Genomic DNA, 24,642 nt, shown 5'->3' on the forward strand with positions numbered 1-24,642 from the left:
TTATATATTATCTACATTTATAAACTCTTGATCTAAAAAGAGTTTTTTTTCTTTTAAAAATGGAATCAAAAACTCATTACAATAATTACAGGATGTACTTAAAGTCAACTTTTGATTTTGCTTTTTTGCATCTTCAAGAAAGTGTGCATTTCCTTTTAGAACTTCTTTTATCATCAAATCATATGCAGGAACAAAAGCTTTTAAAAAGACGAAATTTCTTTGAAGTTTTTCAAGTATTGAAATACCCTCAAAATCTAAATCACCCCAAAAATAAAGTTCTTTATCGTTTTGATTACTATAAAACCAAGAGATAAAAGTCTCTTTTGTTTTTTGATTTAGTTTACACTCATTATTAAAAAAGAGTTTTGAGCCATCTTTTACTCTTAGTCTTTTAGCAGTTGCTTTATATCCATGGGCATTTATCAAAATATACTCATCAAAGATTTTATTTTTGCTTTCTATACAAGTAGTAAAAGTCTCTAAGTTTTCTATAAAAAGTATTTTTGAAGCACTAGCACTTTTTCCAAAAACATGAAGAAGTACTGGTTTTTCTCTTAAATCAAAATATTCACAAAAGTCTGTTTTATTATCAAATAATTTTGACATACCCCAAAAACATTTGGCTGATTCATGTCTTATAAGTTTTGATTTATTACTAGTTTCTACCCAAACTTTTAGTTTTTCTAAAACTTCTTTATTTGTTTTTCCTTCTATAAAAAATGGTGATTTCTCTAAAACCTCAAATAATCTACTATTTTCTTCAAAATAGTTTTTTAACTCTTCACTCCATGATTGTTTTTGAGATTTTAGTTTTGGTCTTTTGTAAACTTCTCTTAGTAAATCCTCTTTTTCATTGTTGAAAATAAGCTTGGCATTTCTTTTTTCAACTAAAGGTGTAAATTCATCTTTTTTAGTAGCATTTTTTAGTTCAAAAATATCATTATCTAATAAAACTTTTATATCAAACTCTAAATCAATATCTTCATTAAATTCACTTGGAAAATATAAGGCTAAGAAGTTTTTATCATTTAGAGCAAAAGAGATTTTATTTGCTCTTTTTGCTTGTTTATCAAACTTATCTAAGACTTCATTTAGTATTTTTGATAAATGAGGATTTTCAAAAGCTTTTTGAAGATTATTGTTCATATACTTTTTCTGCTTTTTGTTTTGCTATTTCAAATAAGTCTTTTTCTTCTTTCTCAAATAGTTTTTTCACCATTGAATTATTTCTTATTTTAAACTCTGCATATGTTGTATAATCAAGTTCACTTAAAGGGTTTGACTTTCCTGGATGATGAACAAAGTGATAGTTAGTAGACTCAATTTCATAAAAAGTTCCTACATTTTTTGTAGGCATGGCACATATTACTTGAAAACCTAAACTCTCATTTAAATAGCTTAAAATCTCTTTTGATCTTTTTTCATTTGACTTTAAAAAACTCTCATCAATAATAATTGATTCTAAAGAACTAATAGCAGCTTCAAGAGGTTTTAGGGCTGATTGTAGGTTTATTGATCTTATTATATAGTATGAAGTTTCACCCTGACCACCTGAGTTTTTACCATTTCGACTTAAAGAGATACTATTTCCATCTATTTCTTGATAAATATCATAGTTGTTATAGTTTCTATAATCAGATATTCTAATAAGCTCATTTATATGCTTTTCATTATCCATAAACTTATCTAAAAGGGCTTTTGAGATATGTTCAAAACCTTGCTTATCTAAAGCCTCAAAAAGTGAGTTTTCATCTAAATTTGTTTTTGTTTCATGAATTGCTTTAAAGTACTCTTCATACTGTTTTAACTCTTCATCAGCAGGAAATCTTCTAATTTTATATGTTTCATTTCCAAACTTATGCTTTCTTAGGGTTTCATTTAACCTATCAATAGCACCCTCACCTTGTCTAATATTTGTATAAATGGCATTACAAAAGTCATTTAAGAAAATATTTTTAAACTGCTTATCTGCACTTTCAATATCTTTTTTATATTTAAAAGTTAAAGAGTTGTTTTTAACATCGATTTTTTCAAGTAAATCTTTTCTAAAGGTAAGCAATTCATTAAAGTGCTCTTCACATAAAACAAGCTCTTCAAAAGTCAAAGGCTTAGGTAAAGCTACTTTCCCAAGTAGATTTTGACTTGTAAAATAGCTATCAAAATTATGATGTAGGTTTTTTAGGCTCTCAAAAATATTTTCCGATAAACTATAATCCTTTTTTATATCAATTCTATCTAAGATATTTTTTTCATAGTTTTCAAAACCTATATTAGTTTCAACTACTAATTTATTGTAAATTATTTGGAACATATATCTTGAGGCTTCTAGTTTTTTGATTTTATCTTCTAAATCTTTTTGGTTTGTTTGTTCTACTCTTGTTTTTTCATTTAAAGACCTAGTATCTGCTCCTACTTCTTGATTTAAAGCAGTTGTTTCGTATTTTATGCTCTCTTTTCTTTTATTACATTCTTGGATTTGTTTTATGATTTGATCATAATCAGAAGTATCTATTAAAGCTTTTAACTCTTTTGTTTCATGATAAATTTTATGATTGTAAGAAATATTTGAAATATCTTCAATATTTACAAGTTTATTTTCGCTTTTTAATGTGGATAAAACTCTTTTTACTTTATTTAAAATATCAATATTACTTGTGATGGAATCTGAGTCTTTTTCTAAAAGTTCTAATTCATCTTTCATTTTCATAAGAGTTCTTCTTTGAGCTTCTTGCCCAAAAATAAATCTTTGGTCTTTTAACTTACAAGTAAAAAGCAAGTTAGAACTAGCTGCTTTACAATCTTTTGTAATTCCTCTTTTTATCATAGGTAAAACAGATGAGTCATTTACTTGTAAAACTTCTGAATATGTACAAATCAAGTAAGCCAAAGCCTTTTCATCTGAAACTTCAAGTAGATTAATTATAGAGTCTTCATGTACAGCTTTTCCTCTAAAAGACAGCTCTTCTAAAACTTTCTTACCTTGAATAATCTTTAGCTTTAAATCATGTTGTTTTACTACTTCAATAGCTTGACTTTCATATTGGCTTGATACAATTACTGCAAATCTATTATTTGATATATATCCTTCAATAGCCTCTCTCCAAGATTCATCTTTTAGTTCAATAAATTCATAAAGTAAATGAACATTTGCTTTTGGGAGTAGTTTTCTTAGATTTTCAACTGAATTTTGAATATGCTGTGGGCAGTAGTATTGAGTCTCTTCAAGAGTTTTTATTTCACTTTTTAAAGTAGCTACTTTTTCATCTAAGTCATTGTTTTTTACGATAAGCTTTTTATACTCATCTTCTAAGTTTTCTTTTTGCTCATTAAACTCAAAAGAATCAACTAAACTACTATAACTATCTTCTAATTTTTCAAGCATAAGTCTAAAGTTTGTTATTTGATAGTCTATATCAGATGTATCAATATTACTATTTATAAAATATGTATTAAAAGAGTTATTTACAAACTCTTCTAAAAGTACTTTAAACTCAGATAATAAAATACAAAGCTCTTCAAACTGTTCTGGGTTTTTAAAAACCATATTTACATCATTTGAGATACTCTCAATTTTTCCAACAAGTCTCATACTATTTGAAAAAGCTGTATTGAAATTTTTTCGTGATTCATCTAGTTTAAACTCTATAGATTCAAGTTCTTTTACCTTATCGTTACTTTGTTTTGAGATATTTAAATCTATAAGTTTTTCATCTAAACTTTTTTGTTCTTCATCTAGTTTATTTAAGGCTCTTTGGGATTTTTTTATTTGCTTTTCAAGTTTTTCATACTTTTTTTCATCTTGTATTATTTTATTTTTCTGTTTTAAAACATCATAATGACAAAAGGTAAAATGCTCTTCTCCTAGAACTTGCCATTTTTTAATCAAAGCATAAAGTTTTGAGTCTAACTTATTTAAAATTTCAATTGAATCTTCGATTTCTCTTGCGTCTTTTTTTAACTTATCCAAAGATCGAATAGTATTTGATAAAGAGTTTACTTCTTCTTTCATGTTTTTTGAAGCTAAAAACTCATTTCTTACAAAGCTGTTGATATTTTCAACTGGTCTTGCATGAATAAAATTAGCAAATGCCTTAGCGGCTTTTGTAGATCGTGATGATATAGTTTTTAATCTTCCCCATAAAGTACCATATAAAGAGTTTAAGTAGTCAAGCTTGTCTGTACAATGAATAACATTATCTTTGTCATATTTATTACAAAGGCTTTTATATAATTCTGCATGATTTAATAACTGCCCTTTTTCATTTGAAAAGTCTTCTTTAACAAGCTGGGTATTTCTAATAATATAAAACTTCAAACTATCAAGTTTTGGTTTTTTCTCACCCTTTGACTCTTCAAAATCTACACTTCCAGTAATCAAAGCAGAAAAACAAGCCTCTTCTTCTTTAGGTGAGTTTTGAAAAGTCAATGCAATAGTACTTCTACATCCAGTTGGTCTTGAGAATTTAAATCTATCTTCACCTGCAAAATAACCTTGAAGTGTTCTATACTCTTTATTTCTTTTTTTGTTTTGAGCTTCATCTTGCCCTGCATTGTATTTTACAATTCCATTTTTTGAAGCTGTCATCAAAGTTTGAATTGCATCAAGCATAGTACTTTTACCAACACCTGTTTCACCTGTTAAAAAAACTAAATCAGATAAATCATACTCTCTATTTGGAATATTTGACCAGTTCGCAAGGATTAATTTACTCATTTTCATTTGAAATATCCTTGTGTTCAGTTGTATTTACTTCATCTTTTTCTAAAAATGGCTTTAGCATATCAGGTAAAATTACTTGTTTAATATATGGTCTTATGATTAATGGAGCATCTTCACTTTCAAAAACACCTTTAGCATAATTTAAAACCTTTAGTCTTCTTAAAGTTCGTAAAGCCTCATCCCTTACAGACTTATTTTCATTTGCACTATATGAAAGATATGAAGCTAGTGCTGTGTTAAACTCTTCAAGTTCCACTTCAACACTTGCATCATCTTCTATTTGACCTTCATTGAACTTTTGATTATATAAAATTGCTAAGGCTATTAAATAAGCACTCTCTTCACTACTTAAAGACATTGACATATTAGATTTTATATCATCATCCAAATAAGACTGGGGAAAATCAGAACCAGGAGCATAAAGTCGTATTGATAATAAATCTTCATCATGTACTACATTTATATTTATAAGATTCAAATAGTCTTTGATAATACTTTCAAGTCTTAAAAAATTATCATAATACTTTTCTTCTTTTTGAGAGTCTTCCCTACAGATTACGCCATTTTCTAAAAGATATGATGTAATATCTTGAAAATCTTCCAAATCAAGCCCTGCCTCATTTACAAGCTCTACAAATTCATTATAAATACTACTTGCCACTATTTTCCTTTTTTGTGATTATATATTCATCTGTCTCAAAATATATATTTTTACTTCTATTTTTTGTATATCTTACTTCAAACTTCTCATTATCATGTTTGATTATGTCACTTGCATATAAAGAGATAAGCAAGTCTTTTACACTATTTATTTCAAAGGCATTATTTGATATTTTTGTTTTATCTGCTTCTTCAAAATGTTTATTTAAAAACTCATCTATCTCTTTTTGAGAAAATGAAAAAGCCAAATGCTTTTGTTGTTCAAAGGTACTTTTTACATAAGCTTCTTTTGGCATTGTAAGTTCAGGTGAAAGAAAACTCACTATTTCATTTTTTTTAGCTTTTCTTCTAATTTTCACATTTGATAGATTTAAGATTTTTAGATTTGGGAATTTTACTGCTTTTCCTATATCTTCTAAAAGTTTCTCTTTTTCTTCTTTATTTTTAGTTTTTATAATCTTAGCAACTTCACTTATTTCTTTATTTTTATTAAAAAATAAAGAGTTTGTTTGCCTAAAGATCACTGTTCCTCTTTGAACATAAGAAGAGACTTCCCTTTTTAATAAAGGCAATTTAGTATCGCAGGCATTTTTAAGCCTGAAATCAATAGCATCTAAGATATTTTTTAAAGCATTTGGATTGTTTTTATACATAGGAAAATGAGCCAATAGTTTTTTTTGTCTCTTATCTAAACCTTCAATACTTAAATCTCTTACAATATCTTCAATATCTAAGATATATCTATTTGCTGAATCCTTACCAAACTTAACAGCAATATCAGAAGCAAATTTATCTTTTACAAAATCTATAAACTTTCCACCTGCTACTTTTACATCTTCCATAGCAAGTTTCATAAGAAGGTTTTTCTCTTCTCTAACATCATTTATGTTATCTGTTAAATCTGAAACAATATATTTTGAGAAATTTATAGCATCTATTAAATCAGCGGGATCATCTGACTTTTTATAAGACTCTAAAGAAGCCTTTGTAGCTCTTACATTTCTTTGTCTTGTTGAAATATTCTCTTCATCACTTGCAGCATATAAAGTTTGTGCAAATTTTTTACCATTTTTAGTGAAGTTAAAAGTTTTGATTAATAAGGCTCTATCCATAATAAAATCAATCCAACCACAATCTTTTAGTCTTCTTAAAATATAAGAGGCTTTATCTTTTTCATTATCAAAGTTTGTATCACTATTATCATTTTGCCATGGGTTTTCTTGAAGAACTGAGTATATAATATCTCTTGCTTTTTTTCGACCTATTACTTCATCTACAATAAAATCATTCCCATATAAAGAAGAGTAAAGCCTTATTATTGAAGACTCAACTATATGAGCGTTTGCACCTGTTAGAACATTAAAAAAATCTGGATTATTTTGGGTTGTAAGCATAAAAACCTTTATACAATTTATATATTATTATATAGTAATTATATTGAATAAAAGTTAAAGATAAAAAAGGCTTAATTAAAGCCTTTTTTTTAGTTCTGAATATCTTTAAAAGTATCTCTTATTTTATAAATCTCATCTAAATTATCAAAGAAAATATCTATTAATTTTGGATCAAAGTGTTTACCTTTTTGCTCCCTGAAAAGCTCAAATATTCGCTCATCGTCCCAAGCTTTTTTATAAACCCTATCACTTCCTAAGGCATCAAATACATCAGCAATTGCTGTAATTCTTCCATAAATATGAATATCTTCACCCTTTAATCCTCTTGGATAACCACTTCCATCATATTTTTCATGATGATAGTGTGCAACAATAGAAGCTGCTTTTAAAATAGGTTTAGTTGAATGTTTTAACATATCATAACCCAATTGTGCATGGGTTTTCATTATCTCAAATTCATCAAATGTTAATTTTCCAGGTTTATTTAAAATACTATCAGGAATACCAACTTTTCCTATATCATGCATAGGTGATGCTAGCTTTAAAAGCTCCGTTTCTTGGCTGCTTAAACCATATTTTAAAGCAAGAATCTTTGAGTATTCAGCTACTCTTTTTACGTGATTTCCTGTTTCTTTACTTCTAGTCTCTGCTATTTCACCCATAGTATATATAACTTCTCTTTGGGTATTTGTAATCTCATCATTTAAAGACTCAATTTCATTTATTCCATCTTTAATTGAAGTAGACATATCTTTTATTGCATATGAAATTTTTCCTAACTCATCTGGTCTATTTATTAGGACTGTATTTGAAAAAGAGCCTTCTTGTACTGATTTTATATTTGAGATTATAGTATTTGTATCTTCTTTCAAAACCCTTCCAAACACTATGGCTAAGATTATTGAAGACACTAACATAAGTACACCTATATAAAAAACCTCTAAAGTTACATGATTATCTACTACACCATCTAAATTAAATCTTCTTACAACTAATAAAAGTGTTAAAATAGGAGCAATTGTAAAAATCAAAAATGTTTCAATTATTCTTTGTGATAATTTTTCATTAAAGATTGTATATTCTATATCTTTACATATTTTTTTATATCTTTTCTCAAAGATTATATATTCCAACTGGGCTAAAATAGCAGCTCCTAAAGTAATATAACTAGATAAAATCTTTAAATGACTTGACATAGGAAAGTCAGGATAAAGTATATTGTGCAAGGTAAAAGCTGTAATACCTGCTAAAACCCAAGAAATAATACTTAAATAATAAGCTTGTCTTGGTAAAGATATATTTTTCCTAGCATCTTTAAACTTATAGTATAAAAACTCTCTATAAACTATATGCAAAAGAAAAATAATAAAAAGATTTCTAAATAGCTTTTCCGGTTGTAAGCCATCTATAAATGGACAAACATTAGTACAAAATGTTTGTAAAAAAGCTAATGATGTCAAAGAAAATAAATATAAAATTATTCTTGTATTTTTATCCAATAAATCTTGAATATTAAGTTTTTGAGCTGTCAAAAAATGCCTTTGTAAATAAAATATAAACAAATTATAATAAAATTTTGTTTATAAGCTGTGTATTTTCAAAGATTTTCTTTACAATTCAATAATATTCTCAAACATCTCTTTTATTTCTATTTCATGGGAGATTAAAAAGATTTGTCTATATTGTTCTTTTATAGTGTGGAAAGCTTCTAGTATTTCTATTCTTCTATTTTCATCTTGACTTCCAAAGACCTCATCAAAAGCTAAAAACCCAACTGAATTATTTCCACTTAGTTCAGTCAAGGTTTTTGAAATAGCTATTCTTAGAACCAAGTTTGCTAAATCAACCTCACCACCACTAAACCTCTCAATAGGATATTTTTTTCCTTCATCATAAATATAAAAATCAAAATCATTTGATACTTCTATATGTTGATATTTTCCTTTTGTAATTTGTGAATACATAGTTGAAGCAATATCAGAAATTCGAGGGGCTACTTTTGCATTTAGTTTTGTTTTAAAACTAGCTAGGCTAATTTTAATTTTGTCATAATCTTTTAAATCATCTTGTTTACTTCCTAATTTTTCCAACTGCTTATCATTGTTAGATAGAGCTTGATTTATATTTTTTATCTGTCCTTGCATAGTGGCTACTTGAACTTTTATATCATTTAGTTCATTTGAAATTTCATCTTTTGTTTTTAATATTTGCTCATACTCTTTTTTCTTCTCTTCATGCTGTTTTGTATCATAGGCTACACTTTTATACTCTAACTCTTTTTCATTGTATTCAAGCTCATATTTTTTTATGTTTTCATTTGTCTTTTCTAAATCTTCTTTTACGCTATCGACTCTTTTTAGCATAGCCTCTAAACTTAGTACATACTCATATTTTTGCTTTAAATGCTTTTGTTTTTCAAGTAGTTCTTCATGCTCTTGTAATACATAGTTTATATTCTCTAACTTTTCTAGTTCAGTTTTATTTTTTAAGCCCTGCTCTTTTACTTTTTCAAAATACTCTTTTTCTTTTAGTAGGTCTCTTTTTTGATTTTCCATAAGATTTATGTTTTTTGAAAGTTCTAAGTTTTCATCACTTAAACTCTTATATGTTTCATCAAGTTTTTTTAACTCTACTTCTAGTAGCTCTTTTTGCTCTTTTAAAGTATCTATTTTCTCTTTTTCAGTTTTATTTACTATCTGCTCTAGTGAGTTTAAAACTAAATCATACTCTTCAAGTAAAGGTCTAGTACAAGTAGGACATGCTGAGTCTTTTCCTAGTAGCTGAATATTTTCAATCTTTTTATTTATGTCTTCTATTAGCTTCTGTTCCCCTGCTATTTGTGAGCTTAGTTTATTTATATCTAATTGGTTTTTCTTTATGCTTTGAGACAACTGTTCTAAAGTCTCTTGCATACTTTTTTGTTTTTCAACTGCTTGTGTATAAGCTGATGTTTCAAACTCTAATCTTGAAATAGTATCCCTTGATTTTTTATAGTGTTCTCTTAAATTCTCTTGCTCTTGTAGTAAAGACTGTTTTTTAATATCTGCTTGTTTTAACTCTTCTTGTTTTTTAATAGCCTCATGTAATTGTGTATACTCATGTTTTACAGATTCTAAGCCTTTTAACTCTTTTTGTTTTAAATCTAAGCTTTCTAACTCTTGCTTTAGTTTATCGCTGTTTTGAAGATGTGAGTTTATAGTAGATTTTAAAAGCTCACATTTTGAAAATAAATCTTGTTTCTTATCTTTTGTTTGTTGTAATAAATCTAAAGATTTTTTAATATAAAGGCTTTTTAAAGTAGTTTCATCAAGCTGTTTTATTTTTGTATCTTGTTTTTGTTTTAACTCTTTATCTAAAAGCTCATACTCTTCTTTTTGTTTTTTCTTTTGTTCTATTTCATCTTGTGGCATTAAAAACTCTGCAAAAGCAGTTATTTCTCTTTTTAACTCTCGGCTTTTTTCAATGAGTTCTTTTTCGATAAAGTCTATTTTTTCTAAACCAAGAAGCTTTCTAATCATCTTTTTTCTATCTTCATTTTTTAGACTACTCAAACTTGCAAGCTCTTTTTGTGAAGCAAATAGTGTATGTAAAAAAGCATCTTTACTCATTTTGATTAGATTTACGATAGAAGTTGTAACTTCTTTTGCTCCTGTGGTTACAAGCTCATCAGCTTTAAAAAACTTAGCATTAGCACTTAAGGTCTTTCCTCTAAACTCTCTTCTTACACTATAATCCACGCCCTCATACTCAAACTCTAACTCAACTACAACTGGGTCTTTTGAAGTTGCGTTTGCGTTTCTTACTACTTCTTTATAACCTTTTGTTTTAAGCTCCCCATATAAAGCAAAGAAAATAGCTTCAAAAATAGTTGATTTTCCACTACCATTTTTTCCTATGATTCCAACTAAACCTTGGTTAAACTCTAAGGTAAACTGCTCATATCTTTTAAAATTTTCTAGTTTTAGTTTAGTTAATATCATCACTTACCTCTTCTTCATACTTAGAAAACAACTCTTTTACTTTTAGTTTAAGTCTATCACCCTCTATCTCATCTAAACTATCTTCTTTGATATGCTCTATAAAAAAGTCTTCAAGACTTATAGCTTCTATCTCTTCTAAGTCTTGGGTGTTAGTATCTTTTTTAAACTCTCTTTTTATAGTAACACTCATAGCTTCATTAAATAGCTCTTTTATTTCTTTATTTGATATATCTATTGATTGCATTGCACTTAAGTCTTTTAGTACTACTTCTACTATGGCATCTTTTATATTGCTTGTATCAAGTTCTTCTATACTTTGCTCATAGTTTGTACAATCTATTTGTTTTGAGATTATAGGTCTTATACTTATTTCTTTGTACTCTACTTCAAGCTTATCTTCTAAAGTAACTACTACAAAACCTTTTGAATTTCTTTTGTCATTTAGACTGGTTCGCTCTGTACTTCCACTATAATATACATTTTCATGTTTTCCAACATTTCCAAAACCATGCCAGTGACCAAGGGCTACATAATCCATCTTTTCAAAGATATACTCTTTTGAACTTGGATATACCCACTCCCCAAACTCTTGCATAAGATACCAAGCTCCAACACTACAATGCAACATCATGATGTTTTTTCTATTTTCATCTATGTTTTGCTCACATAGTTCTATTTGGTCTTGGGCTATTGTTTCATCGTTCATATGAGGTAAGGTGTGAAATACAATATCATCAAACTCTATTTTTTTATACTTTTGATTATATGATACATAGATATTTTTATAGTTTTCAAATATCTTTAAAATAGGACTGCTTAGATTTGTTCTAGGTGTTGAGTGATTTCCTGCTATTAAAACAAAAGGTATATCCAAAGAGCTTATTTCTCTTATCTTTTCTAAAGCAAAAGTAATAGCTCTATTACTAGGACTTGCTCTATGAAATAAATCTCCTGTATGAATTATATAGTCAGGTTTTATTTCTTTTATCTGCTCTACTACTTGTGTAAATGCATCATAAAAATCTGCTTCCCTTTGGTTTACATTGTTTTGGTCTAGTATATCTAAGTCATTGTAACCTAAGTGAGTATCTGAGAAATGAACTATTTTCAAAGCTTGCCTTTTTTTGATTTGTAAAATTATATCTTAGATATATAAATACACAGTAAAAGCAAATAATAAAATATTTAAAAAATAAAAAGCCTTTTTATTAAAAATAGCGTAAAAAGAAAAGACCATAAATAATACTAAAAACCATAGGTATATGATCTTATCAAAGGTTTTAAACTCATAAGATAAAAACATCAAAATATACTCATCTAAAAAGCCACCAAAAGAAAATATATGAGCAAAAAGCTCTAAAGGATAAAATAAAGTAAAAGCCATAGTAAGAAAAGGTGAAAGCATTTGTTCATAAGTAGTCAAAGGAAAAAAGTAATGAACCAAAGGATTCATAGCCAAATAAATCCAAAAGTTAAAAAGAAGTAAATGTAAAAATTTATTTTTTATGTCTTTAAAGTACTGTATATACAAAAAGATATAAAAAACTCCAAAAATAGAAAACCATAAAGAAAGTGAAAATATATACTTTGGAAATAGTGCAAGTACAAATGCTAAGACTACAAACAAAGTAGTAAAAGAAAAAAGCTTTATATTACACCTTAGAAGATAAATACCTAAAGCCATCATCACAAATGCCCTTGTCAATGAAGCCACAAAACCTGTAAAGATGAGGTAAGAAAAAAGTAAAGCTAAAGTAATAAGTAAAATATCAAACCTTTTATTCCTATAAGGGAAATATCTTAGATGAAAAAAAGCATAAGGGTAGTAAACAATACCATAGATTATGAAACTAAGAACAGCAAGATGAAAACCACTTAGGGCGATAAGATGACTAATACCGTAGTTAGTACAAACTTCCCTTAACTCTTTTGAAATTGGCTTTGCAAAAAACAAAGCAGAAAAGAGCTCAGTTATCATTTCGTTATGATGTTGTGAAGCACTATAGTTTACAAGTCTTGAGGAAAAACTCTCTTGTTTTTCTAACTTATCAAAATAAACACTTTTTACATAAAAGCCTTTTAAATACTCTATAAAAGTTATATTTATAGTGATAATTGCCAAATTTAAAATATCATACTTTGAAACTTGTGTATTTTTGTCAAAATTTGTAAAAATTGTAAAATTTGCATTTTTCAATTTTAGTACATCATATTTTTCTTTTTCATAAATATTTTGTACTTCAACTTTTGTTTCATAAATCTCTTCATCAATTAGCTCTTGGTATTTTGAATACTCTATTGAAAGATTTATGAAAAAAACCAATAGTACAAAAGTTGTCAATACTATATAATTATAGTGTTTATTTAAGATATTTATAATCATAAATATTATTATACAAAAACAAACTTATATGTTATAATCTTAATCCTAGCTTTAACAAACACAAAAAAGGAGCCCATATGAGTGAAAAACTAGTTTTAGGTCCTTTATTATCACTTGAAAATGATAATAAATATGTTGTGTGTTTTTTAAGTAAAACAACCCAAGAATACTCTGTTTTTTTTGATGAAAAACAAGTAGAAGCCAAGAGGCTTGGAAATCTAAAGTTTGGCTATTTGTATAGAGCTGAAATCACTATACCCTTAGATGAAGAAGCCAAAAATATCACTTACATCATAAAAACTAAAAATGGTTTATTAAGTGATAACCATGACAGAAAATGTTGGTCTTTTTATATACCATCTTCTAAGAAGAAAGCAAGACTTGGTATAGAGTCTTATGAAAATTTTCTAAATGCAAATCTACTAGAAGAGAAAGAAATACCATACTCAATGCTAATTTTAAATGAATTTAACCTAATAGACGATGAGGTTTTATCTCAAATAAAAGAGATAAAAAACTGGTCAAAAGATAATCTTGATGACTTTTTTGAGAAACTATATATAGAAAAACTTGGCGATGAAAAAATGTCTTTAGCCTTAGCTAGTATTCCTACTATGATAATGTGGCATAAAACAGAAGAAAATAGTATCAATGATAAAGTACTAGATGAAACAACTAAAAAATATTATGAGATTTTTCAACTTCGAACACTCAAAAACAATACCCTACTTACAAAAGATAGAAGTCACTTCTCTTTTGCTTTAGAGTTTGGAGGAAATAAAATACTAGCCCTAGATAGTAAAAATAATGGAAAATCAAAGCTTTTAAACAACTACTTAGAAAATAAAAAAGATCATTCAAACTTAATGATTATTTATAATAACTAAAAAAAGGGAGGTTTTTCTTCCCTTTTTTATGTACTACTAAACTTTCAAATGATAATATAATACATAATTTATTTTAAGGAATATATTTTGCAAGTAAACTTTGATAATAATAAAAACATTTCATATGACGCTACAGGAAGAGAAGTAGTTGAAGAAAAAAACTCTACAAACTCAGTCTTTGCAAATGATTTAGATGAGGCTCAAAAATCAAGTGAACAAAAAAACAGTAAAGAAAATGAAGATAAAGAAGAAGAACTAACAGCAAAAGAAAAGCAAGAAGTTACAGATAAACTTTTAGAAGATATTATGTCTTTATTTAAAACAGGTCTTACTGTTGAAGAGATGGAAATGCTACGAGAACTTCTTGATGCAATCAAAAGAAAAATTGCAGAAGCCAAATCTTCAAATGACTCAGATGAAATAAAACAAATAGAATCAATGATTACAAGACTAGAGCTTTTAGTAATGAAACTTCAAAAAAGAACAAAAGGTGAAGCTGTATTAGATATGGAAGATTCTCATGTAAATAATATTTCAAAAGAGAATAGAAAAGATGATAAAAAAAGTGTATCTTTAGATATATTAGGTTTTGAAAAAAGAATAGAAAAAGCCCAAAAGAATATCGATGATTTAAGTAAAACTATTAACGAAACACAAGTTAATGAGCTAAAGAAAAATCACGAAGAACTTGAGCTTTTACAGGCTTTGAAGCAGTAGAGTAAAGAGTAAATGTCTCTTTTCTTCTCTTATACCTTTATAAATAGTCAATCATATTTTAGATATAATAGAAGTGATTAAAATTTAAAATAAATTCTTCGATGAAAGGATGACAAATGAAAACTATTCAATTACAAATTGATGATAAGAATTATGAATCTTTTTTAAATATTGTAAATAGTTTAAAAAAAGGTTTTATCAAAAATATCACTATAACTGATACAATTGAATCTGTATCTGACAATGAACAAAAATATTATGAAAAATTACTCGACAATATAAGTAATGATGATAAAATTGTATCTTCTAAAGAATCTATTCAATTATGAATTTAGAGATACAATATCTTAAAAAAGTAGATAAATTCTTTTCAAAAAACTCTCATATACTTTCAAAAGAAAAAACTAAAGAACTTGTTATAAAATCTATAAAAAAAATTGTATTAAAAGAAGATATTAATGTCGATGTAAAACAACTAAAAGGAAATTTACAACACTTTTATAGAATTAGATTTGGAAAAATTAGAATTTTATTTGAATTAGTAAATGAGGAAATTAAAATCATCACTATTATAACTGATGTTGATTTTAGAGGCGATGTTTACAAATAATTGGAAGTGTTAAAAACTTCTTATTTATTTTCTAAAACCTTTTTATTTTTATTCCAGTAGTTCCATAAATCTTCAATATTAGAACTACAGATAAGAGGCATATTCTCTTTTATCTTTTCTTCTTCCCAATTCCACCACTTTATAGTAAGTAATTGCTCTATTTCTTTTTGTTCAAAACGAGTCTTTATGAAAGTAGCTGGATTTCCTCCTACAACACTGTAAGGCTTTACATCTTTTGTCACTACAGCTCTAGCTGCTATTACAGCTCCATCTCCTATGCTTACACCTGGCATTATCATCGCTTCTGAGCCTATCCAGACATCATTTCCTATAGTAGTATTTCCTGCTTTTATGAAAGCATTTTTAGATGTTTTAAAAATATTTGCTTGAAAATAAAAAGGAAAGGTACTTATCCATTCCATATTATGCCCTTGGTTTCCAGCCATCATAAAAACTGCTCCAGATCCAATAGAACAAAAAGAGCCAATAATAAGTTTGTCAACATCCTTTCTTTTATCATGTAAGTATCTTACACATTCAAGAAAATCATGTTTGTGATGATACCCTGAATAATAAGAGAATACACCTACTTTAATATTTGGATGATTAACTGTTTCATTTAATAATTGAGATGAAAATTGATTTTCAAAATGGAATGCTTTCATATTTTATGCCTTATTTTCTAACTCTTTTTTTTGTAGTTATAATAAAATTTGCATAATATCATAAGAAGGCATAAACTCAATCATAATCATACCTTTTTTGCATATTAGATAAACCATTCAACTTTAATATTACTTTTATTGCATATTATATTAGATTTTACCTAGAATAAACTTAATATTAATCTCGAGCTAAGGTCAGGGATTAATTGTGAATTTGATTTTTCTATAAGGGGAAATTTATGACATGACCCCTATTTTCAATTGTTCTTCAAGGTATTTTATAAGTTCATCATTACTATCCATGAAGTTATTTTCTTTTATCTTCTTTAATAACTTCTTCTAAAAATGCTATTACCTTTTCTCTTTTTTTTTCTTTTGCTATATCAAGAGCTGTTTTACCTTCATTATTTTTTGCATATAAATCTACATCATACATATATGATAACCAACAGATATCAACTCTATCACTCGATGCTGCTAATATAAGAGGTGTTTCTCCTTTATTATTTGCTAAATTTACATCTGCACCATTTTCTAAAAGCAGTGATACAACTGATAATTGATTTCCTCCATAAATAATAGTCCAACCTAATGCTGTTTGAGTATCTTCACCTAAGGATAAATTATTTATATCTGCTCCTGATTTTACTAACTGATATATGGGAATCATTCCATCACATCTAGCTCTCCAAGCATAGTTTGTTAAATATTCTAATGGTTGAGAATTTTTATAATCATATGAATTTGGATTTGCTCCATATTTTAAAAGTAATTCAATAGCTATAAAAAGACCTTCTTTACAAGCTATGTGTAGAGCTGTTCTTTTATATTTATCATCTGTTTGTTCTTCTAAGTTTGGATAAAGTTGTAATAATAATTCTAATGCTTTTGTATATTGTTTAATTGTTTTTGTAAAAGCATGTCTAGGCCATGAAGATACAAGGCTCAAAACTGAACTTTTCTTTTTACTTTCATATTTTTTAAATTCTTCACTTCTATCTAAATAAAGCCTATTTTCATTTAAAATAATATCATCAAGTTCTTTTTTCTTTTTATTGATTTCATCTACAATCTTTTGGGCATTTTCTTCTACATAGTGGATTGAAAAATAGTAATCCTCATTTCCACTTATAAAATAAAAATCTCCATGTGATTTCCAAGCTTCTATTAATTGCTCTTTATTATCACAATTTATAGCAAAAGATTTAAGATTTTTATCTAGTTTTCTTTTAATATAACTAATAGCAAACTCTTCAACTTTAAAAGTATCTACTACTTTTGTAGCGAAGTATTTACTAGCTAACTCATGACACTCACCTACTCTTACTTCAAACATTTTTTATTCCTATTTTCTTATTCTAAGTCTTTCTTTTATTAGTTTTAATTGTTTAGCTGAATCTTCTAAAAGATTAAAGATTTTTTTCACAATTCCAGGTGTCAAATTCAGGTCTGGTGTTGAATTGTGAATTTGACTTTTCTAAAAGTGGAAATTCATGATCTGACCCTTATTTTTTTATAAAAGCATTTTTAGATGAATTAAAAATATTTGCTTGAAAATAAAAAGGAAAAGTACTTATCCATTCCATATTATGCCCTTGGTTTCCAGCCATCATAAAAACTGCTCCAGAACCAATAGAGCAAAAAGAGCCAATAATAAGTTTGTCAACATCCTTTCTTTTATCATGTAACTATCTTACACATTCAAGAAAATCATGTTTGTGATGATACCCTGAATAATAAGAGAATCCACCTACTTTTATATTTGGATGATTAACTGTTTCATTTAATAATTGAGATGAAAATTGATTTTCAAAATGGAATGCTTTCATATTTTATGCCTTATTTTCTAACTCTTTTTTGTAGTTTTAATAAAATTTGCATAATATCATAAGAAGGCATAAACTCAATCATAGTCATACCTTTTTTGCACGTTAAAAGAATTATCGTAATTTAATATTACTTTTATTGCATATTATATTAGAATTTGTCTTTTGAAAATCTATTCTATACATATATTTATCTAGTTTTGATTTTATACTTACATCTTTTGTGGGGCATTAGAATTTCAACCTATTGATTTTTTATTATACGAACTAAGAAATGAACTACTTTAGACTCAATAAAATGACTCTATTATCGAAGCTTAGTGTTATTAAATAAATTTTATTAGACTATATTGCGAACTAAAGAATGAACTTAATATTAATTGAACCAAGGTCAGTGTTGAATTGTGAATTTGATTTTTCTAAAAATGGAAATTCATGACCTGACCCTTATTTCTTCAAGACCAAATTCTAGATTAAACTTAACTAGTCTTATTCATTTTATCATCTTTTTTAATCTTCAATTTCTCCATCGATAACATCAGTATTATCATCTTTAAAACTAGGAAGTTTAGACCATTTTTCAGCTTCGTTTTCAAGATATTTAACAATTTGTGAATCTATTACTCCCAGTGTTTTATTTCTAAGGTACTTTATACTCCAAGAAAATACTATACCTACAATTTTTTTTGCACCATTTCTATGAGTATTTTCAAATTCACTTTCTTCATTGATTATTTTTATTTTACAAATATTTTTTCTTATTATATTGACAAATATACTTAGTCCATTTATCTTATATAAAGATAAAGCTTCATTAAAATCTGAATAAAAATCAATAAAAAACTCTCTATCTTCATTATTCATATTAGTTATTGATAAATTTTTTATTAAGCTATTTATTAAATCTTTAAATTCTTCTAAATCCTCTTCTAAAATATCATCTTCTTCTATATTATGGATATGTTTAGCATCAGCAAAAGTTTTGAAAATATCTAATGTTACAATAATTGTATTAAAATTTTTGGGTTGCATAACGATTTGATCTCTTATTAGAGCATTAAAATTTCGCGTATTAACAATTTGATTTAAAGTTTTTACAACTTCTATAAATTGAGTATTTTCTTCAAGTTTTAATTCTTTTAATTCTTCTTCAAATAAATCAACTTCTTTCTTTAAATATATTAATTTACTATAAATACTAATAATATTATCCACTTCAAAGAATTTAATCCAAAATGAATAAAAGCTTTTATCTTTATTTACATCAAGTTCGTTCAACAAATTTTTTATTCTTTCAACTCTTTTCACTATACTACCCTAAATAATTTTATTGTGATTTTAACATAATATTATTAATATACTTACTTTATTAGATTATTTCTAAATTAAAGCAACCCTAAAGACAGGAAAACTCCTATCTTTTCTTCCAAATACTCATTTGAGATACTGTATGTTGGTATTTTCTATTTGTTTCTTTTATCACAAAAGGTACATCTATAGTATCAAGTAGTTCATACCTATCTTCTAGGTTTTCTTTTAGAGTATCAAGTGTTTTTACTTCTTTGTTATCTTTGATATATCCACCAAGCCAGTTTTTCTTTGGTGTATAATCTTCTAGCCATGTGTATGGTGAAAGCAGTACTAAAAGTCCGTTTTGATTTACTCTATTTGGTACATCATCTAAGAACTTTTGAGGATAGTATAGTCTATCTATTAGGTTTGAACAGAAGATTAAATCATATCCTGTATATAGGTCTTTTAGATTACAAGCATCACCTTGCATAAATGTAACTTTGTCTTTTGTATCTTCTAAATCAAAGTCTTTTAAAGATACTGTTTTTTCATCAAAAAGCTCACCCTCTGTTTTTACTTTAAACACAAGAGAGTCATATTTTTTAAGTTTTACACCTACATTGATAAAGTTTGCACTAAAGTCAATACCTAAAACCTCATCAAAAGTTTTTGCTAACTCAAAAGTACTTCTACCTACACTAGAACCTAAATCCATAGCTTTTTTAGTATCTACACCATCTAAATAAGGTTTTAATAAATCCACAGAGTTTTTAGGGAAGTTTTTAACTCCGAAGTTCTCAGCACCATAGTGGAACTCACAATATTGAGAGATTAAATCATCTGTTTCATATACATTGTCATTTAGTTTTGTTCTACATTCATTGTCTGATTGTACATATCTAAACCCTGCATGCTGGAAGAAGTGCTTTCTAAAAGCATATCTTGCACTCTTTAGAGTTTCATTTCCAAGTGAGATAAAAGAACCACCTTTCATAAGTGCATGTCTATCATCAAAAGTTGGTGTCGTAAAATCATCATAAATAGGATGTGTTATAAAATCATCAAATGGATATGTAGGAGTTATACTCCACTGCCATACATTACCAACCACATCATAAAACTCATCAAACTTATACTTATCCACAGGAGATTGATTAAACTGCTTAAGTCCAATATTTGCTTTTTTTTGCCCTGCATTTGTGTAGTCATAAAGTCTGTAGTATTCATCTTCGCTTGGAAGCCTTACTTCATATCCAAGTTTATTACTTAGGTATTTACAGAAAGCTTCTGCTTCATAAACATTTACATCAACTGGATAGTTTAAAGGTAAAGGTATTACTCTGTTTATCTCTCTAAGATAGTATCTTCCTTCTTTTTTTACCCAAAAAGTAGGATGTTTTGCTTGTGAGAAGTCTAACCACTCTTTTCCTTCTTCACTAAATAGTTCAGGTTTATTATATCCACCCTCTTTTACAAACTCTAAAAACTCACCATTTGATACTAAGTATTTTGAAGCCTTGAAGTCTTTGATATTAGCTTTATGGAATGAAAACTCATTATCCCATCCATAGTAAACAGGGTTTTGTCTATCTTTTTCAAGTACAACTTCTCCACCTTTTACTTCAACTAGTTCATTTGTAGGATAGTCATGGCTTTCTTCATTTTTGTATTCAAAAAGTTCATCATCACTCATGTATTTGATTTTAAGTTCTCTTAAAAGTACAGATGAAGTTTCAATATGGATATTTTCATGTTCAATTCCCATCATAATAATCCACATAGGAGATTCCCAATTTATAGGCATTGTAAACTCAATAGTATCTATTAAATCTAAAACTATTTGTTTTACTTTATCTCTATATGCTTTTGTTTCTTCTAATGTTGGCCATGTGTAGTGTTTTTTTTCTAAGTCATCCCATGACATCTCATCAACACCAATAGCGAAGATAGATTCATACTCTTTATTTACTCTATTTTGTAAAATATTTGCAAGTACTAGTTTATTTACAAAAAATGTAGCAGTGTGTCCATAATAGAAAATTAATGGATGTCTAAGTCTATTTGGTTGTTCGTAAATATTTTTTTCATCTTTTAGTAGGTCAAACAACTTCTCATCTAGTTCATATGTTTGAAGAAAATAGTTTTTTATCTCTTCTCTTTTTTCTTCAATAGAACCTTGGGTTAAATCAATAGTATTCCTTATATAATCCATTCTTTTCCTTTTGTTTTTAATTATGTGTTATCTAAAAATTTAATTTTTGCTATTTTATTGGTTTTAATAAACTCTTTGTATATGTTTTGTATCTGTTTAGACTCATTTTCATCAACTTTTAAATAGTGCTTTTCTAATCTTTCAAGATTAATTGAAGCATCCAATTCTAAAAGCTGTTTTGAAATAATATTTTCAATTAAAAGCATTCCAAGTCTTTTTATAGATTTTGTTCTATCTAAAACATTTATTGCATCATCAGTTATGAAAACTACTTCTTCTAAAACCTTTTTATCAATATCACTGTAAATCATTTTATATAAAACATTTAAGGCTTGATTATGAAGAACTACAGGCATTTCATCCCTATCACCAACTGACTCTTTAAGCAATACTCCAAGTTTTCCAAGTTCAATAGACTTATTTATATTATCAAAGTTTTGTTTATCATTTGTTAGATACATAAACCTATATGCTATTGCCATGTTTACAAAAGTAGCACCATATTCAAAAGCTCCTAAAGCTGGAATTGATAAACATTTTTTATAGTTACTAATAGCGCCTTCATAGTCTTCGTTCCACTCAGCATAATTTGCTTTTATATTATAATAATGCCATAACCATAAAGGTTCATTGTCATCATTGTGAGAAAATATCAGTTCATGTAAACTCTGCAATGAGTCTAAACCTTCTTGTTTTATTTCATCTTTTCTTTGACTTACTACTATCCAAGCTTTTCTTTGAAAGTATCGTACTTCTATATCACTTGGCTTTTTATTTTTTCCTACATTTAAGCTTTTTGGTAATGAATTATAAGCTTTATCAAACTGCCCTGTTCTTTCATATAGTGAGCAAATAGATACAGAGTATTTATTTGGATTTATTTCATATAAATATTTTGCTAAAAGCAAGGCTTGTTCAAAATGACCATTTCTTTCAAATAGGAAAATTAGTTTATTTAAAGACTCAATAGAAAGCTTTCTATAATAAGAATTACTTGACATTTCAAAAGAGTTTATATCTAAAGGATCAAACATTTGCCCTGCTATTTGAAACCAAAACTCATCGATTAGCTCGTACTGTTGTTTTTTATAAACTGATAAAATAAACTTCTCTAAAATAGCAATAGTTCTTTTTTCATCTAAAACCACATCTCTTACATAGTAGTATAAAATAAGTAGTGAAATTGGATTATCAAAATACTCAACACACTCTTCTATATGATTTCTAAGATAATAAGAGAGTCTTCTTTGCTCATCTTCAAGCTCTTTTATATTTGCTTGTGATGTAAAATAAATCTGCATAGATTTTTCTTGAGCTACAAATCTAAAATCATCAAAGCTTCTATTTACAAAGTTTTGAAAGCCAGAAATTAGTTGAGTTGAACTACTTTTCTCATTTTCAAAAAAGTTCCTACCGCAATATTCAAAAAGTTCTAAAGATACAAAGATTTTTTTATCTTTTCTTTTTATTATGTTTGTTGAGCTTAACTGCATAAGTGAATAGAGTTTTTGCTCTTTTGAAGATAAAAGAAAATCAATATCACAAGTATCTTCTTTTGCTTTACTTTTAATAACTTCCATATTTAAAATATCTAAAGACTTTAATCTTTTTTCGATGCTTTTTATTTGATCATTTCTAATATACAAATTTAAGTTTGAAAATCTCTTTGTTAAAATTTTAAGTAGAAGTCTAAATACCCAATGGTTTTTGTCAGCTAAATCCATATTATAAATATGAATTGGAGTTTTTTTATCAAACTGAGAAAAAGCAAGTCTTAGTCTTTTTAGTTTTTTTATGTCTTTATTAAACCAAGAAGCCAAGATATTTTTAAACTCACTTCCCTCACCATCTAAAATAGAAGGCATCATCATCAAACCTAAGAAAAAAATCACCACGAAAACAAAAGATATAGTATCTGTAAGCTCCCATTCAAAAGGTAACTCAAAGATTATCTTTTTTAATAAATCTTCATATATAGAAGCAGAAATTAAAGCAAACATAATAACCACAACAGAAATTACAGAAATAAAAGTACTAGAAACTCTTTTTTTTAGAAAATATAAAAAAGAGTTTCCCGTAAGCGTATTTAAATCCTCTTCAAATTTTTCCAAAGTATCACCCTCACAAAAGGTGATATGAAGTTCATTGTTATTTTTGGTGATGATATTCTCTTCAAGGTTTTTTCTTTTTGTTTCACAAAGTTTTGAAGTAAAAATAGTACAACAGTTTTGAGCCATCTACTTTTTGATTCCTTCTTTTGCTAGTTTTTGCTGCATTGGGTCACTAAAGCTATAAGTTCCCTGTTTTAATTCAAAAGGTAAATCCTCTAAACACTCCTTTTTAAACTGTTCTACAAAACTTGTATCATAGTTTTCAAAAGCATTTGTAAGTATGTCTATATACTTTGCAGGAATAAAACAGTTTTCATTTCCTATTTTTGCTATTTTTTCTTCATTTGTTGTCATAAAAGCTACAACATCTTCATCAAGTTCAGCACCTATTACATCACAAGCTTTTATAGTAACTTGCGAGTAGTTTTTTTCTCTTAGTTTTAAGATTTCAAACTCTTGTGGAGTTACTTTTACAACAACTCCACTTGTTTGAGTAGTTTCATCTTTTTGAAGATTTAAAAACACTCCATTAACATCTACACCATCAAACTGGATATGCTCAATACTATTCCAAACTTTTTTAAAACCTTTAATTGTTACAGGAATTAAATCATCATAACTAAGCTCTCTCTCAAAAGATTTTTGAGCACTGTTTAAATTTATAAGTGAACCAAAACCGAAAAGATACATTACACTAAACTCTCTTTTGAAACAACTACACCATCAGGATCAACATAAATATAATCACCTTCATTGATTGTTACACCATCAATTGTAAGAGCTACATTCATTTGAGCGTCTTGAACTGGTATATATTTTCTAGGACAAGTTCCTTTTGCTAAAAGTCCTGTTTGAAACTCTTTTGTTGTAACAGTATCTCTTACATAACCATTTACAATAAGCCCTTCAAAGTGATTGTCGTCTGCGAACTTCATTAAGTTATCACCAACAACTGCATAGTATTTTTCTTCAACATCTACAACTACTACTTTTCCTTCACCCTTATTTTCTTTTAAAAACTTAGCTAAATCTTTGTTGTTTTTATCTAGTTTAAAAGTAATAGCTGTGCCTCTGAATTTTTTACTTCCCCCATATGATTTAAAGTTTGGTCCTAAAACCTCCGTTTTCTCGCTGTGCTCATCACATAAATCTGCTGTAAAAAATCCCATATTTCATCCTTATTT

Annotated in this window: 18 protein-coding genes and 3 pseudogenes; 4 read left to right on the forward strand and 17 right to left on the reverse strand. The window is 27.3% G+C overall.

The window, feature by feature from the left end:
* The 9 genes and pseudogenes from NJU99_RS08465 to NJU99_RS08500 all read right to left on the reverse strand — a co-directional run bounded on the left by NJU99_RS08465 (position 1) and on the right by NJU99_RS08500 (position 13,137).
* Positions 1-1,146 (reverse strand): Wadjet anti-phage system protein JetD domain-containing protein, encoded by a 1,146-nt coding sequence (locus tag NJU99_RS08465; RefSeq protein WP_254575482.1) that lies wholly within the window; start codon positions 1,144-1,146, stop codon positions 1-3.
* Positions 1,136-4,714, reverse strand: a complete 3,579-nt coding sequence (locus NJU99_RS08470) for an ATP-binding protein (protein ID WP_254575483.1) — start codon at positions 4,712-4,714, stop codon at positions 1,136-1,138. The genes NJU99_RS08465 and NJU99_RS08470 overlap by 11 nt, the downstream gene beginning before the upstream one ends.
* The gene (locus NJU99_RS08475) at positions 4,707-5,381 is read right to left on the reverse strand and encodes a DUF4194 domain-containing protein (protein WP_254575484.1); all 675 of its coding nucleotides are present in this window, start codon (positions 5,379-5,381) and stop codon (positions 4,707-4,709) included. Before NJU99_RS08475 ends, NJU99_RS08470 begins: the two co-directional genes overlap by 8 nt.
* The gene (locus NJU99_RS08480) at positions 5,371-6,774 is read right to left on the reverse strand and encodes a Wadjet anti-phage system protein JetA family protein (protein ID WP_254575485.1); all 1,404 of its coding nucleotides are present in this window, start codon (positions 6,772-6,774) and stop codon (positions 5,371-5,373) included. Before NJU99_RS08480 ends, NJU99_RS08475 begins: the two co-directional genes overlap by 11 nt.
* A gap of 89 nt (positions 6,775-6,863) precedes the next feature.
* Positions 6,864-7,499 (reverse strand): annotated as a pseudogene (locus tag NJU99_RS08485) (HD-GYP domain-containing protein); the annotation flags it as partial.
* A gap of 228 nt (positions 7,500-7,727) precedes the next feature.
* Positions 7,728-8,336: pseudogene (locus NJU99_RS14960) on the reverse strand (hypothetical protein); the annotation flags it as partial.
* A 48-nt stretch (positions 8,337-8,384) separates the two neighbouring features.
* Complete coding sequence (locus NJU99_RS08490; RefSeq protein WP_254575486.1) at positions 8,385-10,754, reverse strand: AAA family ATPase; 2,370 nt, start codon at positions 10,752-10,754, stop codon at positions 8,385-8,387.
* Entirely contained in the window at positions 10,741-11,865 is a 1,125-nt protein-coding gene (locus NJU99_RS08495; protein WP_254575487.1) for a metallophosphoesterase family protein, read from the reverse strand. Before NJU99_RS08495 ends, NJU99_RS08490 begins: the two co-directional genes overlap by 14 nt.
* A 33-nt stretch (positions 11,866-11,898) precedes the next feature.
* Positions 11,899-13,137: a ComEC/Rec2 family competence protein gene (locus NJU99_RS08500; protein WP_254575488.1), complete on the reverse strand. Its 1,239-nt coding sequence runs from the start codon at positions 13,135-13,137 to the stop codon at positions 11,899-11,901.
* A 77-nt stretch (positions 13,138-13,214) separates the two neighbouring features.
* Here NJU99_RS08500 and NJU99_RS08505 point away from each other — a divergent pair, with 77 nt between their 5' ends.
* From NJU99_RS08505 to NJU99_RS08520, 4 genes are all read left to right on the forward strand, one after another.
* On the forward strand, positions 13,215-14,024 hold the full coding sequence (locus tag NJU99_RS08505) for a hypothetical protein (RefSeq protein WP_254575489.1): 810 nt from the start codon (positions 13,215-13,217) through the stop codon (positions 14,022-14,024).
* Positions 14,025-14,111: 87 nt separating this feature from the next.
* The gene (locus NJU99_RS08510; RefSeq protein WP_254575490.1) at positions 14,112-14,741 is read left to right on the forward strand and encodes a hypothetical protein; all 630 of its coding nucleotides are present in this window, start codon (positions 14,112-14,114) and stop codon (positions 14,739-14,741) included.
* A 116-nt stretch (positions 14,742-14,857) separates the two neighbouring features.
* Positions 14,858-15,070, forward strand: coding sequence for a hypothetical protein (locus NJU99_RS08515; protein ID WP_254575491.1), 213 nt, complete (start codon positions 14,858-14,860; stop codon positions 15,068-15,070).
* Complete coding sequence (locus NJU99_RS08520; protein WP_254575492.1) at positions 15,067-15,351, forward strand: type II toxin-antitoxin system RelE family toxin; 285 nt, start codon at positions 15,067-15,069, stop codon at positions 15,349-15,351. The genes NJU99_RS08515 and NJU99_RS08520 overlap by 4 nt, the downstream gene beginning before the upstream one ends.
* A 20-nt stretch (positions 15,352-15,371) precedes the next feature.
* On the opposite strand, the gene NJU99_RS08525 is transcribed toward NJU99_RS08520, so the two are convergent.
* The 8 genes and pseudogenes from NJU99_RS08525 to NJU99_RS08560 form a co-directional block, all read right to left on the reverse strand.
* Positions 15,372-16,016 carry a CatB-related O-acetyltransferase gene (locus NJU99_RS08525; RefSeq protein ID WP_254575493.1) on the reverse strand — a complete coding sequence of 215 codons (645 nt, stop codon included), beginning with the start codon at positions 16,014-16,016 and terminating at the stop codon, positions 15,372-15,374.
* Positions 16,017-16,323: 307 nt separating this feature from the next.
* A complete protein-coding gene (locus NJU99_RS08530; RefSeq protein ID WP_254575494.1) occupies positions 16,324-17,352 on the reverse strand; it encodes an ankyrin repeat domain-containing protein in 1,029 nt (342 codons plus the stop codon).
* A gap of 208 nt (positions 17,353-17,560) precedes the next feature.
* Positions 17,561-17,845: pseudogene (locus tag NJU99_RS08535) on the reverse strand (LbetaH domain-containing protein); the annotation flags it as partial.
* 507 nt (positions 17,846-18,352) lie between these two features.
* On the reverse strand, positions 18,353-19,150 hold the full coding sequence (locus NJU99_RS08540; RefSeq protein ID WP_254575495.1) for a hypothetical protein: 798 nt from the start codon (positions 19,148-19,150) through the stop codon (positions 18,353-18,355).
* Positions 19,151-19,256: 106 nt separating this feature from the next.
* A complete protein-coding gene (gene ovoA / locus NJU99_RS08545) occupies positions 19,257-21,347 on the reverse strand; it encodes a 5-histidylcysteine sulfoxide synthase (protein WP_254575496.1) in 2,091 nt (696 codons plus the stop codon).
* Between the two features lie 20 nt (positions 21,348-21,367).
* A complete protein-coding gene (locus NJU99_RS08550) occupies positions 21,368-23,584 on the reverse strand; it encodes a tetratricopeptide repeat protein (RefSeq protein WP_254575497.1) in 2,217 nt (738 codons plus the stop codon).
* Entirely contained in the window at positions 23,585-24,148 is a 564-nt protein-coding gene (locus tag NJU99_RS08555; RefSeq protein WP_254575498.1) for a hypothetical protein, read from the reverse strand.
* Positions 24,148-24,627 (reverse strand): RraA family protein, encoded by a 480-nt coding sequence (locus tag NJU99_RS08560; protein ID WP_254575499.1) that lies wholly within the window; start codon positions 24,625-24,627, stop codon positions 24,148-24,150. The genes NJU99_RS08555 and NJU99_RS08560 overlap by 1 nt, the downstream gene beginning before the upstream one ends.
* Positions 24,628-24,642: the final 15 nt, after the last annotated feature.

It is taken from the genome of Arcobacter roscoffensis, from assembly GCF_024267655.1.
Lineage (GTDB): Bacteria > Campylobacterota > Campylobacteria > Campylobacterales > Arcobacteraceae > Arcobacter_B > Arcobacter_B roscoffensis.

Excerpts from the sequence above, each read along its gene's own strand:
- NJU99_RS08550 (WP_254575497.1), bottom strand. The coding sequence starts at position 23,584 with ATGGCTCAAAACTGTTGTACTATTTTTACTTCAAAACTTTGTGAAACA.
- NJU99_RS08470 (WP_254575483.1), bottom strand. The coding sequence starts at position 4,714 with ATGAGTAAATTAATCCTTGCGAACTGGTCAAATATTCCAAATAGAGAG.
- NJU99_RS08555 (WP_254575498.1), bottom strand. The coding sequence starts at position 24,148 with ATGTATCTTTTCGGTTTTGGTTCACTTATAAATTTAAACAGTGCTCAA.
- NJU99_RS08560 (WP_254575499.1), bottom strand. The coding sequence starts at position 24,627 with ATGGGATTTTTTACAGCAGATTTATGTGATGAGCACAGCGAGAAAACG.
- NJU99_RS08500 (WP_254575488.1), bottom strand. The coding sequence starts at position 13,137 with ATGATTATAAATATCTTAAATAAACACTATAATTATATAGTATTGACA.
- NJU99_RS08525 (WP_254575493.1), bottom strand. The coding sequence starts at position 16,016 with ATGAAAGCATTCCATTTTGAAAATCAATTTTCATCTCAATTATTAAAT.
- NJU99_RS08515 (WP_254575491.1), top strand. The coding sequence starts at position 14,858 with ATGAAAACTATTCAATTACAAATTGATGATAAGAATTATGAATCTTTT.
- ovoA (WP_254575496.1), bottom strand. The coding sequence starts at position 21,347 with ATGGATTATATAAGGAATACTATTGATTTAACCCAAGGTTCTATTGAA.
- NJU99_RS08520 (WP_254575492.1), top strand. The coding sequence starts at position 15,067 with ATGAATTTAGAGATACAATATCTTAAAAAAGTAGATAAATTCTTTTCA.
- NJU99_RS08505 (WP_254575489.1), top strand. The coding sequence starts at position 13,215 with ATGAGTGAAAAACTAGTTTTAGGTCCTTTATTATCACTTGAAAATGAT.
- NJU99_RS08530 (WP_254575494.1), bottom strand. The coding sequence starts at position 17,352 with ATGTTTGAAGTAAGAGTAGGTGAGTGTCATGAGTTAGCTAGTAAATAC.
- NJU99_RS08480 (WP_254575485.1), bottom strand. The coding sequence starts at position 6,774 with ATGCTTACAACCCAAAATAATCCAGATTTTTTTAATGTTCTAACAGGT.
- NJU99_RS08465 (WP_254575482.1), bottom strand. The coding sequence starts at position 1,146 with ATGAACAATAATCTTCAAAAAGCTTTTGAAAATCCTCATTTATCAAAA.
- NJU99_RS08490 (WP_254575486.1), bottom strand. The coding sequence starts at position 10,754 with ATGATATTAACTAAACTAAAACTAGAAAATTTTAAAAGATATGAGCAG.